The organism is Paractinoplanes abujensis (assembly GCF_014204895.1).
GTDB classification, from domain to species: domain Bacteria; phylum Actinomycetota; class Actinomycetes; order Mycobacteriales; family Micromonosporaceae; genus Actinoplanes; species Actinoplanes abujensis.
Genome location: NZ_JACHMF010000001.1, coordinates 3579748 through 3595220 on the forward strand (window position 1 = coordinate 3579748; position 15473 = coordinate 3595220).

The following is a 15473-nucleotide window of genomic DNA, read 5'->3' on the forward strand; positions in this document are numbered from 1 at the left end:
TCCTGCGGTTCTGACGATGCGGGGCCCGGCCGCTGCCGGGCCCCGCATCATCCGTTCGACCAGGGATTTCCGCATAAGACGGTTGTCTGAGACGGAGTACGATCGAGCCATGGGAAACCGTGAGGCCCTGCTCGAGGGCGCCAAGCGCTGCCTGTACGAGAAGGGCTATGCCCGCACCACCGCGCGCGACATCGCGAACGCGGCCGGCACCAGCCTGGCCGCGATCGGCTACCACTACCGCTCGACCGACGCCCTGCTCAACGCCGCCCTGTTCCAGGCGATGCAGGAGTGGGGCGACGAGATGGCCAAGGCCCTGGCCACCGACGACCTGGCCGGCGCGACCCCGCTGGAGCGGTTCGAGGCGGTCTGGGTGCGCATCCTCGACTCGTTCCGGGCCAACCAGGCCCTCTGGGCCATGCAGCTCGAAGTGGTCATCCAGAGCCGGCATCAGCCCGAGGTGCGCGAGCAGCTCGCCGCCGGGCTCACCGGGGCCCGGGCCGGGCTGGCCGCGCTCTTCGACGAGGGCAACGACGAGGCCGACGAGAGGACGACGGCCGCGGTCGGCTCGCTCTACCAGGCGCTGCTCACCGGGGTGCTGATGCAGTGGCTGATCGACCCGGAGACCGCCCCCACCGGCCACGACCTGGCCGTGGCCCTGCGCCGGGCGGCCGCCACCGTCGCCCAGTGAGCCCGGCCGGACAGTTGCGCTTCGGCGGCCGTCGATGATTGCATGTGCCGCGCCCGCCCCGCGGCGCTCATCGGGAGGCCGTCATGCTGGCTGGGCTGGGCCGGGCGATGTACGTCCGGCGGGTCGTCGTCGTCGTCGTCTGGGCGGCGGTCGCGCTGGCCGGCGCGGTGTTCGGCGGCTCCGTCTACGACCGCACCCAGTCGATCGACCCCCTGCCCGCCGACGCTCCGGCCGCGGTCGCGCAGGACCGCCTGGACACGCTGGCCCCCGAGGGTGAACGGCTGGTCGCGGTCGTCTCCGGGCGCGAGGTCGGCTCGATCGAGCTGATCACCAGCGTCACCCGGATCGTGTACGAGATCCGCGCCGTCAACGGCGTCAAGGAGGTCGACGACTCCTACACCACGGGCAACCGCCGGATCTCCACCGACCAGCGCGCCTCCTTGATCACCGTGGAGTTGCAGCCGGCGCTGAGCGACGACGACGCGTTGCGGGTGGCCGGCCAGGTGAGCGACGCGCTGCGCCGGATCGACGCGCCCGAGATCCTGATCGGCGGCGCGTTACTGGCCGAGCAGGAGTTCAACGACCAGGCCGTACGGGATGCCGCCGTCGGCGAGTCCGTCGCGCTGGTCTGCGTGGCCGTGCTGCTGATCGTGCTGCTGGGCGGGCTCGTGGCGGGCCTGCTGCCGCTGGCGGCGGCCCTCGGCGCGGTCACCGCCACCCTGCTCACGCTGACCGGACTGGCCGGGCTGCTGCCGGTCAGCGAGTACGCGGTCAACGTGGTCACCCTCCTCGGCATCGGGCTGGCGGTCGACTACAGCCTGCTGATGATCGCCCGGTTCCAGCAGGAACGGGCGGCCGACCCCCGCGCGCCCCTGGCCGAGCTGCTGGCCCGTACGGTGGCCACCGCCGGGCGGGCGGTGCTGGTGTCCGGCTCGGCCGTCGCCGCGGCCCTGGCCGGCCTGCTGGCCTTCGCCGACCCGCTGCTGGCCGCGATGGCGATGGGCGGGGCGCTGGTCGTCGTCCTGGCCACGGTGGCCGGCCTGACGCTCGTCCCGGCGCTGATCGCGATCGCCCACCGCCGCCTCCCCGCCCCTCGCACCCGGAGCCGGGGTCCCGGCCTGCTGGCCCGCCTGGCCGGGTTCGCGCAGCGCCGGCCGCGTGGGGTGGCCCTGACCGCGGCGGCCGGTCTGCTGGTGCTGAGCGCGCCGCTGTTCTTCGTGGAGTTCGGCAACTCCGACGTCCGCGCGCTGCCCACGACCAGCGAGTCCCGCCGGACGTACGAGGCCACGCAGGCGAGATTCGACGACCCGCCCCGGCAGCCGCTGACCGTCCTGGTCGAGGCGGCCCCCGACGCGCCGGGCATGCCGCAGCTGTTCGACACCATCGAGCGGATGCCGGGCGTCTCCGACGTGTTCGTCCGCTCCGACCTGCCGCCCGGGGTGAGCATCGCCGACGTGGTGCCCGACGGCGCCGAGGACGGCCGCCCGGCCCGGCAGCTGGTGGCCGGCCTGCGGGCCCTCGCCGCGCCCGCCCCCGTGCTGGTGGCCGGGCCCGCGGCCGAGCTGACCGACGCCGGACGATCGGTGTCCGAGCGGCTGCCCCTGGCTCTGGCGATCGTCGTCGTGGCCACCGGGGCGCTGTTGTTCCTGCTCACCCGCTCGGTGATCGTGCCGCTCAAGGCCATTGCGATGAACGTGCTGACGCTGCTGGCCACCCTGGGGGTGCTGGTCGCGGTCTTCCAGTGGGGGTGGGGCGCCGCCGTGCTGGGCTTCGAGCCCTGGGGTGCGCTCGACCTGACGACGCCGCTGCTGCTGTTCGTGTTCGCCTTCGGGCTGTCCATGGACTACGAGGTGTTCCTGCTGGCCCGGATCAAGGAGGAGTGGGACCGGCGGACGGCCACCGACGCCGCCGCCAACGACCGCGCCGTGCTGGCCGGGATCACCGCCGCGGGCCCCGTGATCACCACGGCCGCCCTCGCGATCGGCCTGGTCTTCCTCGGCTTCGTCCTGGGCGGCCTGGTCGCGGTCAAGGAGATCGGCGTCGGCATGGCGGTGGCGGTCCTGCTCGACGTCACCGTGGTCCGCGGCCTGCTCCTGCCGGCCACGATGTCGCTGCTCGGCCGCTGGAACTGGTGGCGGCCGGGCCGGCGCACCCCGGCGGAACCCCGGAGCCTGGCCGCCGACCGTGCGTAAGCGCAGCTTCACCGGGTAGTCATGCCGCTGTGGAACAGCTCCGCGTGTCCTTCACCCACCGTACGGATCTGGCCTCGTTGCGCAGTGACGCCCGGTCGATGCTGGTCCGGCTGCAGAGCCCGGCGGCCCTCGACGACGCCCTGCTGGTGATCACCGAGCTGGTGGAGAACGTCATGCAGCACACCGGCGACGGCGGAGAACTCGTCGTCCGCCGGCATCGCGACACCGTCCGCATCGAGGTCGCCGACACCAGCGCCGAGCTGCCCCGGCAGTACCCGCCGGACGCGCGCCGCATCGGGGGCCGGGGCCTGCTGCTCGTGACGGCGATGACCCGCAACTGGGGCAGCCGGCCGCGTGCGGGCGGCAAGGTGGTCTGGGCCGACGTCCCCCTGATCTGAGGTGCCGGTGTGAGGCGCCCGGGTCGCCGTTGACCCGGACGCCTCTCCCCCCGGCCCGCCCAGCCGTGCCCCCGGGCCGCTACCGGGGCAGATCCACCGCGGGGCGGTCCCACCCGGCCAGGTCGGCGGCGGCCGTGTAGGTCGAGCGCAGGAACGTCAGCAGCGTCGCGTCGGGATCGTCGGAACCCGCGACGATCTCGTACGGCAGCACGCATTCGCGCAGGTCCGGGTCGTAGTAGGCGGCGGTGCGCTCGGCGTAACCCGCGGGCTCCGGATACGCGTACGCGTAGAAAGCGCCCTCGTCGCCGCCGCCCGGCCAGAAACCGAAACTGGCCAGCTCGTGCGAGTAGCCCTCCTGCATCACCCACGGCGGGCAGTTGGGCGCGCCGCCCGGGTGGGCCGGGGCGAGGCAGCCGGAGAAGCGGGTGTACGCCAGGTCCATCGCGCCCCAGAAGAAGTGGACGGGGCTGGCCTTGCCCACGAACTCGGCGCGGAACCGGCCCAGCACCCGCTGCGCCTGCAGCAGTTGCCGCCAGAACAGCTGCACGGCTTCACCGTCGTACGAGCAATGGGTCTGGTCCTCGGCGAACGGGATCGCGGACTCGACCTCGTTGGGGGCCGCGTGGATCTGCGGTTCGAGACCCAGCGCGGACAGGGCGTCCATGGTCTCGGCGTAGAACGTGGCCACCGGCTTGGGTTCGAGCGCGACGTCGCGGGCGCGGCCGTCACTCGTCCGGATGCGCAGCCGGTGCTCGACGAAGTCGAACTCGGCGTCGAAGATCCCGTCCCCGTACGGGACGGCCGACGTGGTCAAACCGCGCGCGGTCGGATACAGCGTGACGTGCCACCAGTGGTTCACCGGCGGTGCGTACGCCATCCGCACCTTGCCGACGATCTGCGTCCACATGTGCACGGTGTCGCGGGTCTCGGTCCAGTCGGCCACGCGCAGCCGCGGCCACGGCGTGGTGATCGTGTCGGTCATCGGGTCAGCCCGCCGCCTTCACGATCACGTCGGCCACCGGACCGGGCTGGGAGGCCGGGATCGCGTGCGACGCGCCGGCCAGCTCCACACTGATCCGGGCACCGGCCCGCTCGGCCATGAACCGGTGCGCCGCCAGCGGGATGTTGCGGTCCAGCTCCGGGTAGATGAACCAGGACGGCAGGTTCTTCCAGGCCGGCTCGCCGGAGCCCTCGTTGAGCGCGGTGGTGTTGAGCGGGCGCTGGGCGGCGGCGTCGACGGCAGCCCGCTCGGCCGGCACGTCCGCGGTGAACTGCTGGTGGAACTTCTCCTGCCGGATGTAGAGATCCACAGTGCCGTCGGGCAGCGGCACCTCCTGCAAGGTCTCACCCAGCGTGCTGCCCGGGAACCGGCCCGACAGCTGCCCGATGCTCTCGCCCACCTCGGGCGCGAACGCGGCCACGAAGACGAGCGCCTGGACGTGGTCGTGGCCGGCGGCGGCGTTGGAGATGACCGCGCCACCGTAGGAGTGCCCGACCAGCACGACCGGGCCGCTGATCGTGGCCAGCAGGCTGGAGACGACGGCGGCGTCGCCGGACAGGCTGCGCAGCGGGTTGGGCGCGGCCACGACCGGGAAGCCGTCGGCCCGCAGCCGCTGGATCACGCCGCCCCAGCTGGCGGACTCGGCGAACGCGCCGTGGACGAGGACGATGGTGGGTTTCACGGAAGCGCCTTTCTGCCGGCCAATTCGCTGAACTCTCAACCGGCGAGTATGCGCAGCGCAAGGGCCCTGGGAGATAGCTCACCGGAGCCTTGACCGTGTGCTTGGAACACAGTGTTCGATCGCGGATCATGGCTGTCAGGAGACCTCTGTACACCGGGTTCGTGACGGCGTGACCTTTGACGCCCCCACGCGGGCTGACCACCGGAAGGAACCGCTGTGAGCGACACCGTCGAGGTCCACGACAACCCGGACCGGCACCGCTACGAGATCACGGTCGCCGGCGAACTGGCCGGCTTCGTCGTCTACCTCCTCGAGCCGGAGAAGATCGTCTTCGTCCACACCGAGATCGAGATGGCGTACGAGGGCCGCGGCCTGGGCAGCCGCCTGGCCCGCGACACCCTCGACGACGCCCGCCGGCGCCACCTGCGCGTCGTGCCGGCCTGCCCGTTCTTCGCCCGCTTCATCCGCAACCACCCGGAATATCAGGATCTGACCCACGCCGTACGGGATTGAGGGTCAGCCACCTTCGCCGCAGTCCTCCACCTGCCCCTCGGTGACCGCCGGCCCCGGATCGAACGTGACGTTCCGGAGCCGGGCCGAGGGGCGGCCGTCGGGCTGTGCCGTGGTCCGGCCGAGATCGAGGAGTTCGTCGTTGGTCAGCCGCCACTGCCTGGTGTCGACGGTGAACTCCAAACTCAGCTTGTCGTACCCGGCGATCCGCCGTTCGGACCGCACAAAGGTGTCACCACCCGGCGGCGCGATGCGATGCGCCTCGATCGTGCACGGCGGAATGTCGATCACCGCGGCGACGGCCGTCAACGCCTGCACGTAGGTGGGGCCTGGTTCAGCTTCTCAGTCGACCGGCCGGGCCCGGCCGACGCGATCCGGCGCGGACGGTCGTACCGTAGCTGTGCCCGGAGTCGCGGACGCCTCGCGTCCCGTACGGCCGGGCGGGCTGGACGCGCCTTCTTGCCACCCCGGCGTCGTGACCTACCCATGGGCACACACTCGGCGTCGCCCGGAACGGCTCACCGTTGCCCCGTTTGATCAATGGGGTGTGCTCCGCGCCCTCGGACCGATAGGTCACGGCAAGCTCGAAAGTGCGAGCGTTCTCAAGCGGCAGACCCTCGATGATCAGAGTGAGCGGCACCGTATCGTCCGCGGGCACGTCCAGCCGCTCCTCGTCGAAATACGGGACGAGGGGAACGGTCCGCGGGTCGCTGGGCACCAACGCGGTGGGACGGTGCGTGTGTTGACCGCGCCGATCGCCGTGACAGTGAGGCCGGACCCGCGCCGCTGGTTAGGACCATGGAGATCTGCGGGTTGCCGTATACGAACGCGCCCTGATCGAGCGCCCGCTGGCACAACGCGCTGGTGTCGGCGGTCGGAGCGGTAGGAGGCGGGCGGTCGTGGCAGGATGCCCCGGGTCCGGCGCCGGGCGGCTTCGGGCCGGGGCCGCGGGACGTGGTGACGTGACCAAGGTCGGCGGTATCGTCCCCTATCGACGCAGTGACGCGCGGAGGGGGCACGATGACCGTCCTGGGTGTTCTGTCACCGTTTCTGGGCGGGTGGTATTTCGGGGGGCTGCTCGAGGGCATCGCGGGCGCCGCGGCGGAGGCCGGGGCCGCGGTGGTGGCGGTGCAGACGTTGGACGCGGGCGCCGATCAGGTCGAGTTGACCGAGCCGCCGCATCCGGCGCATCCGCTGGCCTGGGAACACACCGCCGGTTTCGTCGTGATCGTGAACGCGGCCAGCGCCAAGTATCTGCACGAGTTGCAGGCCACCGGGCGACCCGTTGTCGTGGTCAGTCATGACTACCCGGAGCTGGACTGCCCGACCGTCTTCCCCGACAACCGGGTCGGGGTGCGGGCCGCGGTCGAGCATCTGATCGGGCACGGGCATCGGCGAATCGCCTTCGCGGGGTTCATGGGCGCTTCGGACCAGCAGGAGCGGCACGACACGTACCGGCGGACGTTGATCGACCACGGCATCGAACCGGACCCGGCACTGCTTTTCGAGGCCGCCGACAACCAGGAGGCCGGCGGCGCGGGGGCGGCCGAGGCCATGCTGGCGGCGGGGTTGCCGTCCACCGCGGTCGTGACCGGCACCGACCTGAACGCGCTGGGTGTCCTGCGGGTGCTGACCGCCGCGGGCTGCCGGCTGCCCGACGACCAGGCCGTGGTGGGCTTCGACGACCTGTCGGACGCGTCGTTCACCGAGCCCCGCCTGACCACCGTACGGCAGCCGCTGTCCGAGATCGGCGCCACCGCGGCCCGGGTGCTGCTGGCCGCGGCGGGCGGCACGGGCGGGCCGGCGGCGCGCCACGAGGTCGCGACCGAGCTGGTGGTCCGGGAGTCCTGCGGCTGCCCGAGCCCGGTCGACGCGGCGTCGTTGCGGGCCGGGGCGCGGTCGCAGTACCGGGAGCGCACCCGGCTGCAGCGTTCCCTGAGCACCCAGTACGACATCAGCCTCGACCTGTTGCGCAGCCACGAGGAGGACCCGCGGCGGCTGGACTGGTTGCGCCGCACCTCGGTGCGGGCGGGTTGCCTGGGGCTGTGGACCCCGGGCGAACCGGCCCTCGAGATCGCCGGGCATTTCGACCGGTTCGCGCCGTCGGCGCCGCCGCTCCCGCCGGTCCCCGCGGCCGGGTTCCCGCCCGCGGACATCCTGGAGGCGGCCCGCACGGAGCCGGGTTCGCTGGCTTTCGTCGTGCCGGTGCGGGTCGGCGACCGGGACTGGGGGCTGCTGGCCACCGTCGACCGGGTCGACCTGCAACCGGCCACGGGCCGCGAGGCGATCAATCAGTGGGCGGCGCTGCTGACGGGCGCGCTCGACTACCAGGCCGCGCTGCACACCCTGCGTGAACAGGAGGAACAGCTGCGGGCGAGCGCGCTGCACGACCACCTGACCGGCCTGCCCAACCGCAGCCACTTCTTGCAGCTGCTGGCCGCCTCGATCGAGCGTGGCGCGCGGGTGGCGGTGCTTTTCGTCGATCTCGACGGCTTCAAACAGATCAACGACACGTACGGGCACGCCGTCGGCGACCTGGTCCTGGTCGAGGTGGCCGACCGGCTCCGGGCCGAGCTCGGCGCCCTGGGCACGGCGGGCCGTTTCGGCGGCGACGAGTTCCTGGTGCTGCTGGACGCGCTGGCCGACGGCCACACCCCGGAGGCCACGGCCCGCCGGCTGGTGTCCGCCCTCGGCCGCCCCTACCGCCTCGACGGGCGGCCGCTCACGGTCTCGGCCAGCGTCGGCGTCGCCCGGGCCCACCGGACGACCGACGCCGACACCCTGGTCCGCGAGGCCGACGCGGCCATGTACCGCGCGAAGTCCCGCCGCACCGGCGTCGAGGCTTGATCGGCGACACCGTCACCGCACCATTTTACATCGATGTACATCTATGGTTGAGGCATGACCTCACGACGCGATTTTCTCCGTACGGCCGGGCTCGCTGTGGGCGGAGCTGCCGTCGGCACGCCCCCGTCGGTTCAGGCCGTGGAGACGCCCGCGGACTACGCGAGCCACACCGCGGACGCCCGGACGGTGACCGTGACCAGCACCGCCGGGCAGCGTGTGCGGATCACCGCGTACGGGGGTCACATGGTCCGGGTGCGTCACGCCCGAGCGGGTGAGACCTTCTTCGCCGACGACCGGTACGAGATGGTCGACCCGGCCGCCCACGCCGGGCTCGGGGGCACGTTGAGCGTGACCGACGGCGGCGACGCGCTGACCATCACCACGGCGCCGGCCGACGGCGTCAAGGTCGTGCTGCGCAAGAGCCCGCTGCGGATCGCCTTCCACGGCAAGGACGACGACGTGCTGCTGGCCGGTGAGGACGCGACGCGCAGCATGACCTGGGACGGCGAGAACTACAGCATCGTGCGGCAGCGGTTCGCCCCGCCCGCGGCCGGGGAGAGGTTCGTCAAGGCCGGGCACGGTTTCATGGGCCGCTCGCCACGGGTCGACCGCACCGGCGAGGTCGTCGCGCACAACTACGGCCTGGCCGCCGACCGCAGCGAGCAGTCACCGGCCATCGTGCAGCTCTACCTGTCGTCGCGCGGCTACGCGGTCTTCGTCAACACGACGTTCGACACCACGTTCACCTTCGGCCGGGACGGGGTCTACGAGTTCGCGGCCGACGAGCACAACACCCCGGGCGTCCGGCCGCAGATGGACTACTTCGTCATCCGGGGCCCGCGATTCGCGCAGCTGCTCGACCGTTACACGCAGCTCACCGGGCGGCCCCGCCTGCCCCAGCTCGGCATCTTCGGCCTGCAGATGTCGGACAAGAACTTCCCGGGCGTCAGCGACCAGACCTGGTGGGTCAACAAGATCACCGAGCATCGCACCCGGGGGTTCCCGCTCGACCTGCAGGTGCACGACAACCGGTGGCGCGCGGGCAGCGGCGGCTGGAGCGGCTCGTGGTTCGAGTTCGACGCCGGACGCTGGCCCGACCCGGCCGCCTTCAAACGGTGGGCCGACGAGAACGGCATCATCACGTCGCTCGACTACAACCGCAACAACTCCAACCTGATGGCGGGCTGGGTTCCCGGTCCGCCGCCCGGCTACAGCTTCCAGCCCGCCGACATCAGCGGCGTGTCCGAGAACTACTCCGTACCGGACTGGTCCAACCCGGCGACCCGCGCGTGGGTGTGGAACGTGTTCTGGACCAGGGCGCTCGACCCGGCGCTGGGTTTCCCCGGTGACGCGTTGTGGCTCGACGAACCCGACGAGCTCGGCCCCATCCCGTACGAGGCGATCGCCGCGAACGGGCAGCGCTGGTCCGAGCTGCGCAACGCGTACTTCCTGTACCTGGCCAAGGCCGTCGGGCAGGAGGGCTGGGACCGGCACGTCGGGCCCGGCCGGCGCCCGTTCATCTTCAGCCGTGGGGCCACTGCGGGCCAGCAACGTCATGCCCACTTGTGGACCGGTGACACCCAATCCACGTACGGGGAGATGCAGCAGCAGATCCGGGGCATGCTCAACGCCGGGCTCGGCGGCTTCCCCTACGCCAACGTCGACGGCGGCGGGCACAACGGCAACCCGATCCCGCCCGACATGTATCGCAACTGGGTCGCGGCCTGGGGCGCGCTCTCGCCGATCTGGCGGCCGCACGGCTACGGCGACACCGCCACCCTGGGCCAGCGGGCGTCGCGCTGGCCCACCGATCAGCCCGCCGGTGAGAGCAACGACTTCCTCCGGTACGGCCGGTTGCGGTACACGCTGCTGCCCTACGTCTACACGATCGCCCACGCCGCGCACGCGACCGGCATGCCGATGGCCCGCGCGATGGTCGTCGACCACCAGGACAACCCGCAGGCCTACAGCCACGACCAGCAGTACATGTGGGGCCCGTCGATCCTGGTGGCGCCGGTGACCACCGGCACGGCCGGCGCGGTCCAGCCGGTCTGGTTGCCCGCCGGCACGACCTGGTACAACTTCTGGAGCGAGGCGAAGTCGACCGGTTCCGACAGCGCCGACAAGCAATACGTGACCCGTACGGGCGAGATCATCATGTACGTCCGGGCGGGCGCGATCCTGCCGCGCTACCGCTACGCCCAGAGCACGAAGTTCCTCGACAAGACCCACCTCGAGCTGGACGTCTACACCGGCCAGGACGGCTCGTTCGACCTGCACGAGGACGACGGCGTCAGCGAGAGCACCCGGGCCGCCGTCACCGGTGTCACCTTCACCCACGCCGGCCTGACCGTGGCCGTCCGCCACCCCGCCGGGACCTACGACGGCGCCCCGGCCGTACGCCGCTACGTGGTCCGCTACCACGGCCTGTCCGCGCCGGTCGGCCTGCGCGTCGACGGCGGCCCGGCCCTGCCCGCGTACACCGGTGAGACCGCGGCGGTGCTGGCCGGCAGCGGACAGGTATGGGACGCCGCCCGCAAGATCCTGACCGTGGTCACCCCGCCCGTCCCGGTCAACCCCGGCGGTGGCGTCGCGGCCACGATCCGCCCCATCGGCGAACCGTTCCCCGCGGTCACCGGCCCGGTCGCCTACGCCGCCGAGGACGCGGCACTGTCCGGCGTCGCCCTCGGCACCCAGCATCCGGGCTACACCGGCCACGGCTACGCCGACTACACCGACGCCACCGGCGACCACGTCGAGTGGACGGTCACCGTGCCCGTCGCCGGTTCGTACATCCTGGGCTTCCGCTACGCCAACGGCAGCAACGCCGACCGGCCCCTGGCCGTCACCGTCAACGGCACGACCGCCACCGCCGCGCTCCCGTTCCCACCGACCGGCGGCTGGGCCGTGTGGCGCTCGGCCCCCTTGACCACGAGCCTGCCCGCCGGCCCGGTCCGGATCCGCGCCACCAGCACCGGTTCCGGCGGCGCCAACCTCGACTGCCTCACTGTCGCGCCGGCTGCTCAGGGGCGGAACCGGTAGCCCATGCCCGGCTCGGTGAGCAGGTGCCGCGGGCGGGCCGGGTCGGTTTCGAGTTTGCGGCGCAGCCGGGCCATGTACTGGCGCAGATAGTTGCTCTCGTGCCGGAACTGCGGGCCCCACACGTCGTTGAGCAGGGTCCGCTGGGGCAGCAGCTGGCCGGGGTGGCGCAGCAGATGATCCAGCAGCCGCCACTCGGTCGGGGTGAGCCGCACGTCGCCGGTGATGGTGCGGGCGCTCAGGTCGACGGTGTGCCCGCCGATCGTGAAGGTCGCCTCCGCCTCCCCCGCCGGACCGCCGCGCCTGGTGACGGCCCGGATCCGGGCCAGCAGCTCGTCGACGCCGAACGGCTTGGTGATGTAGTCGTCGGCTCCCGCGTCCAGCGCGCCCACCTTGTCCCGGCTGTCCGACCGGCCCGACAGCACGATGATCGGGATGCGGGTCCAGCCGCGCAGGCCCCGGATGACGTCGGTGCCATCCATGTCGGGCAGCCCCAGGTCGAGCACGACCAGGTCGGGATGCTGCCGCGCGGCGACGTGCAGCGCGGTCGTGCCGTCGGGCGCGGTGTCGACGTCGTACCGGCGGGCCCGCAGGTTGATCCGCAGCGCGCGGACGAGCTGCGGCTCGTCGTCGACCACCAGGACGCGGGTCATGCGCCGTTCCCGGTGGGCAGGGTCAGGATCATGGTGAGTCCCCCTCCCGGGGTGTGCTCGGGCACCAGCGTGCCGCCCATCGCCTCGGTCAGCCCGCGCGACAGGGCCAGGCCCAGGCCGACGCCGGTGTGGTTGTCGCGGTCGCCCAGCCGCTGGAAGGGCAGGAACACGTCGTCCCAGCGGTCCTCCGGGATACCCGGGCCGTGGTCGATGATCCGCAGCTCCAGCGTCCCGCCGAGCGTGCTGGCCGTGACCGCGGGAGACGCGCCGGCGGGGCTGTAGCGCAACGCGTTGGCCACCAGGTTGATCAGGATCTGTTCGAGCAGGCCCGGGTCGGCGTGCACGGGTGGCAGGTCGTCCGCGATGTGCACCGCGACCGTACGCCCCTCCGGCCCCAGCTCGTCCAGGGCGCGCGCCACCGCGTCGTCGGCTCCCAGGTCGACCGCGTTCACGCCCAGCGCTCCGGCTTGCAACCGGCTCATGTCGAGCAGGTTGGTCACCAGCCGCACCAGCCGGTCCAGCGACTCGTCCGCGGTGGCCAGCAGTTCCCGCCGGTCCTCCTCCCCGAAGTGGACCTCCTCGCTGCGCAGCCCGGCCACCGCCGCCTTGGCCGAGGCGAGCGGTGTCCGCAGATCATGGCTGACCGCGGCCAGCAGCGCGGTGCGCATCCGGTCCGCCTCGGCCAGGGGTTTTGCCGTGGCCGCCTCGGCCGCCAGCCGCTCCTGCCGCAACGCCACCGTGGCCTGGGCCGCGAAGGCCTCCACGATGCGCCGGTCGGACGCCTCCAGCGGATGCCCGCGCAACAGCATGGTCAGGTTGTCGTCCACCTTGACCTCGACGTCGGCGTCCCGCGGAACCGTGCAGGCCTCCCCCACGTGGGCCGCCACCGCGCCGCGGTCGAGCAGCGTGACCGAGTCGAGCGTGAACGTCTCCCGCAGCCGCTCCAGCAGCGCGATCAGGGGCCGCTCGCCGCGCAGCACCCCGCCCGCCACCGTGGCCAGGGTCTGCGCGTCGGCCGACGCCTCCGCGGCCTGCCGGGTCTTGCGGGCCGCGGTGTCGACCACCCAGCTCACCGCGAGCGCCACCACCACGAAGATCGCCAGAGCCAGCAGGTTGTCGACCTCGGCGATGGTGAACCGCCCGAAGGGCGGCGTGAAGAACCAGTTGAGCAGCAACGACCCGGCCACCGCGGCCAGCAGCGCCGGCCCCAGCCCGCCGATCAGCGCCACCCCCACCACCGCGGCCAGGAACACCAGGATGTCGTTGGTCAGCGACAACGACGGACCCACCTCGAGCACCGCGGTCAACGCGGGCAGCCCCAGCGCCGTCACCACGAACCCGGCGATCCGGCGGCGGCGCGACAACGCGGCCGGCAGCCGGGCCTTCCGGCGTCCCTGCGCGGCCCGCTCATGGGTCACCAGGTGCACGTCGATCGATCCCGACATCGCCGTCGTGGTCACCCCGACCCCCGCCGAGAACAACTGGGCCAGCTTCCCCCGGCTCGACGCCCCCAGCACGATCTGGGTCGCGTTCACCGCCCCCGCGAAATCGATCAGTGCCCGCGGCACGTCCGCCCCCACCACCTGGTGGTAGGTGCCGCCCAGACTTTCCACCAGCACCCGCTGCCGGGCCAGCACCGCCGGGTCCGCCCCCGCCAGCCCGTCGTTCCGCGTCACATGCACCGCCATCAGGTCGGCGCCCTTGTCCCGGGCCGCGATCCGCGCCGCCCGCCGGATCAGCGTGTCGCCCTCGGACCCGCCGGTCAGCGCCACGACGATCCGTTCCCGCGTCTCCCACGTCGCGCTGATCCGATGCTCGGCCCGATACTTGTCGAGCTGCTCCTCCACCTTGTCGGCCAGCCACAGCAACGCCAGCTCCCGCAGCGCGGTCAGATTTCCCGTACGGAAATAGTTGCCCAGCGCCGCGTCGATCTTCTCCGGCTGGTAGATGTTGCCGTGCGCCATCCGCCGCCGCAGCGCCTCCGGCGTCATGTCCACCAACTCGACCTGCTCGGCCGCCCGCACCACGGCGTCCGGCACGGTCTCGCGCTGCTGCGCCCCCGTGATCTGCGCGACCACGTCGTTCAGCGACTCCAGATGCTGGATGTTGACCGTCGTCAACACGTCGATGCCCGCGTTCAGCAGCTCGTCGACGTCCTGCCAGCGCTTGGCGTTGCGGGAACCGGGGACGTTCGTGTGGGCCAGCTCGTCGACGACCGCCAGCTCGGGCCGGCGGGCGAGCAGCGCATCGAGGTCCATCTCGGTGAACGCCGCCCCGCGATACCCCACGGTGCGCCGCGGCACCACCTCGAGGTCCGCGATCATGGCCTGTGTGTGTTTGCGCCCGTGCGTCTCGACCAGCCCGACCACCACTTCGGTGCCCCGCTCGGCCCGACGGTGGGCCTCCTCCAGCATCGTGTAGGTCTTGCCCACACCGGGCGCGGCGCCGAGAAAGATCCGAAGTTCGCCACGTGCCATGTGTTGGTCCTCCGGCGTAGCTGGGTGGTGGGTGCGGACCGTCGCTCCCGACGGAGCCCGGGCGGTTTCGCCGGCCGCTGGCGCGTCCCACGCGAAACCCACCCGGACGACGAGCGTCACCTGCCGTCGAGAGCCAGGTTGAGATCGAGGACGTTGACGGCCGGCTCGCCGAGGAAGCCCAGCGCACGCCCGTCAGTGTGCTCCTCGATGAGCTCGCGCACCTGGTCCTGCGTCAAGCCGCGCTCCCGGGCGATCCGGGGCGCCTGCAGCTCGGCATAGCCGGGACTGATGTCCGGGTCCACACCGCTGCCACTCGCGGTCACCGCATCGGCCGGGACGACCGGCGTGGCCGGCGCAGCACCGCGGATCGGGGTGATGACGCCGCCGAGCGCCTGGTAGTCCTCGCCGGTGATCGCGGCCTCGACGGTGACGCCCTGATAGGTGGCGATGAACGGGGTGCCGGTCTGGTTGACCGACACGACCCGGGTCACCGGGCCGGTCAAGCCGTCGCGGTGGAAGACGGCGAGCACGGCGCCCACGCCGTCGGGGGTGCAGTAGGGCCGGCTGCCGTCGACGTTCTCGAGCTTGCCGACGGCCAGGCTCCGTTCGCAGACCCGGGTGAGCAGGCTCGGCGAGGCGACCTCGGGATCGTCGGAGAGGGTGTCGACCACGCTTTCCGGGCCCAGGTTCGACGCGCCGGTCGACGTGGGGTCGTAACCGTCACCGGCCGCGGACGGCCGGCTCTGGAAGTACTTCGGGACGGGGTTGCCATCGGCGTCGGTGAAGGACTGGCCGATCAGGCTGCTACCGCTCGAACCGATCAGCGAGCCGTCCGCCCGGTCGGACAGGCCGGGCACCCGGCCGATCGCGACGAAGGCCAGCGGGTACGCCAGGCCGAGCAGGACGGTGAGGACGAGCAGCGCACGCAGCGCCGCGAGATGCTGGCCGAGCCAGGCCGGAAGTCGCATGTCAATTCCGATTCAGGGT

Annotated in this window: 12 protein-coding genes; 6 read left to right on the plus strand and 6 right to left on the minus strand. The window is 72.3% G+C overall.

Annotation, left to right across the window (positions count from 1 at the left end; all coding sequences use genetic code 11):
- Positions 1-109: 109 nt before the first annotated feature.
- The 3 genes from BKA14_RS15900 (at position 110) to BKA14_RS15910 (ending at position 3278) form a co-directional block, all read left to right on the plus strand.
- On the plus strand, positions 110-688 hold the full coding sequence (locus BKA14_RS15900) for a TetR/AcrR family transcriptional regulator (RefSeq protein ID WP_184951713.1): 579 nt from the start codon (positions 110-112) through the stop codon (positions 686-688).
- An 83-nt stretch (positions 689-771) separates the two neighbouring features.
- Complete coding sequence (locus BKA14_RS15905; protein WP_184951714.1) at positions 772-2880, plus strand: MMPL family transporter; 2109 nt, start codon at positions 772-774, stop codon at positions 2878-2880.
- 29 nt (positions 2881-2909) lie between these two features.
- A complete protein-coding gene (locus BKA14_RS15910) occupies positions 2910-3278 on the plus strand; it encodes an ATP-binding protein (RefSeq protein ID WP_184951715.1) in 369 nt (122 codons plus the stop codon).
- Positions 3279-3357: 79 nt separating this feature from the next.
- Here the strand turns inward: BKA14_RS15910 and BKA14_RS15915 are convergent, their stop codons facing one another.
- Together BKA14_RS15915 and BKA14_RS15920 are read right to left on the minus strand one after the other, a co-directional pair.
- Positions 3358-4260: a DUF5996 family protein gene (locus BKA14_RS15915; RefSeq protein ID WP_184951716.1), complete on the minus strand. Its 903-nt coding sequence runs from the start codon at positions 4258-4260 to the stop codon at positions 3358-3360.
- 4 nt (positions 4261-4264) lie between these two features.
- Positions 4265-4960: an alpha/beta fold hydrolase gene (locus BKA14_RS15920; protein WP_203722946.1), complete on the minus strand. Its 696-nt coding sequence runs from the start codon at positions 4958-4960 to the stop codon at positions 4265-4267.
- Positions 4961-5176: 216 nt separating this feature from the next.
- Between BKA14_RS15920 and BKA14_RS15925 the strand changes: the two genes are divergently transcribed.
- Positions 5177-5473: a GNAT family N-acetyltransferase gene (locus BKA14_RS15925; protein WP_184951718.1), complete on the plus strand. Its 297-nt coding sequence runs from the start codon at positions 5177-5179 to the stop codon at positions 5471-5473.
- Positions 5474-5476: 3 nt separating this feature from the next.
- Here the strand turns inward: BKA14_RS15925 and BKA14_RS15930 are convergent, their stop codons facing one another.
- Positions 5477-5788: a hypothetical protein gene (locus tag BKA14_RS15930; protein ID WP_184951719.1), complete on the minus strand. Its 312-nt coding sequence runs from the start codon at positions 5786-5788 to the stop codon at positions 5477-5479.
- Positions 5789-6490: 702 nt separating this feature from the next.
- On the opposite strand from BKA14_RS15930, the gene BKA14_RS15935 reads away from it, so the two are divergent.
- Together BKA14_RS15935 and BKA14_RS15940 are read left to right on the plus strand one after the other, a co-directional pair.
- Positions 6491-8317, plus strand: a complete 1827-nt coding sequence (locus tag BKA14_RS15935) for a substrate-binding and GGDEF domain-containing protein (RefSeq protein WP_184951720.1) — start codon at positions 6491-6493, stop codon at positions 8315-8317.
- 54 nt (positions 8318-8371) lie between these two features.
- On the plus strand, positions 8372-11359 hold the full coding sequence (locus BKA14_RS15940) for a TIM-barrel domain-containing protein (protein WP_184951721.1): 2988 nt from the start codon (positions 8372-8374) through the stop codon (positions 11357-11359).
- Here BKA14_RS15940 and BKA14_RS15945 read toward each other — a convergent pair.
- The 3 genes from BKA14_RS15945 to BKA14_RS15955 all read right to left on the minus strand — a co-directional run bounded on the left by BKA14_RS15945 (position 11341) and on the right by BKA14_RS15955 (position 15454).
- The gene (locus BKA14_RS15945) at positions 11341-12009 is read right to left on the minus strand and encodes a response regulator (RefSeq protein WP_184951722.1); all 669 of its coding nucleotides are present in this window, start codon (positions 12007-12009) and stop codon (positions 11341-11343) included. The genes BKA14_RS15940 and BKA14_RS15945 overlap by 19 nt on opposite strands.
- Positions 12006-14486: a DUF4118 domain-containing protein gene (locus BKA14_RS15950; protein ID WP_184951723.1), complete on the minus strand. Its 2481-nt coding sequence runs from the start codon at positions 14484-14486 to the stop codon at positions 12006-12008. Before BKA14_RS15950 ends, BKA14_RS15945 begins: the two co-directional genes overlap by 4 nt.
- Positions 14487-14602: 116 nt before the next feature.
- Complete coding sequence (locus tag BKA14_RS15955) at positions 14603-15454, minus strand: potassium-transporting ATPase subunit C (protein WP_184951724.1); 852 nt, start codon at positions 15452-15454, stop codon at positions 14603-14605.
- Positions 15455-15473 lie beyond the last annotated feature (19 nt).

Bases quoted from the DNA above. Each gene is read 5' to 3' on its own strand.
- BKA14_RS15900 (WP_184951713.1), top strand. From the start codon at position 110: ATGGGAAACCGTGAGGCCCTGCTCGAGGGCGCCAAGCGCTGCCTGTAC.
- BKA14_RS15950 (WP_184951723.1), bottom strand. From the start codon at position 14,486: ATGGCACGTGGCGAACTTCGGATCTTTCTCGGCGCCGCGCCCGGTGTG.
- BKA14_RS15940 (WP_184951721.1), top strand. From the start codon at position 8,372: ATGACCTCACGACGCGATTTTCTCCGTACGGCCGGGCTCGCTGTGGGC.
- BKA14_RS15945 (WP_184951722.1), bottom strand. From the start codon at position 12,009: ATGACCCGCGTCCTGGTGGTCGACGACGAGCCGCAGCTCGTCCGCGCG.
- BKA14_RS15905 (WP_184951714.1), top strand. From the start codon at position 772: ATGCTGGCTGGGCTGGGCCGGGCGATGTACGTCCGGCGGGTCGTCGTC.
- BKA14_RS15935 (WP_184951720.1), top strand. From the start codon at position 6,491: ATGACCGTCCTGGGTGTTCTGTCACCGTTTCTGGGCGGGTGGTATTTC.
- BKA14_RS15955 (WP_184951724.1), bottom strand. From the start codon at position 15,454: ATGCGACTTCCGGCCTGGCTCGGCCAGCATCTCGCGGCGCTGCGTGCG.
- BKA14_RS15915 (WP_184951716.1), bottom strand. From the start codon at position 4,260: ATGACCGACACGATCACCACGCCGTGGCCGCGGCTGCGCGTGGCCGAC.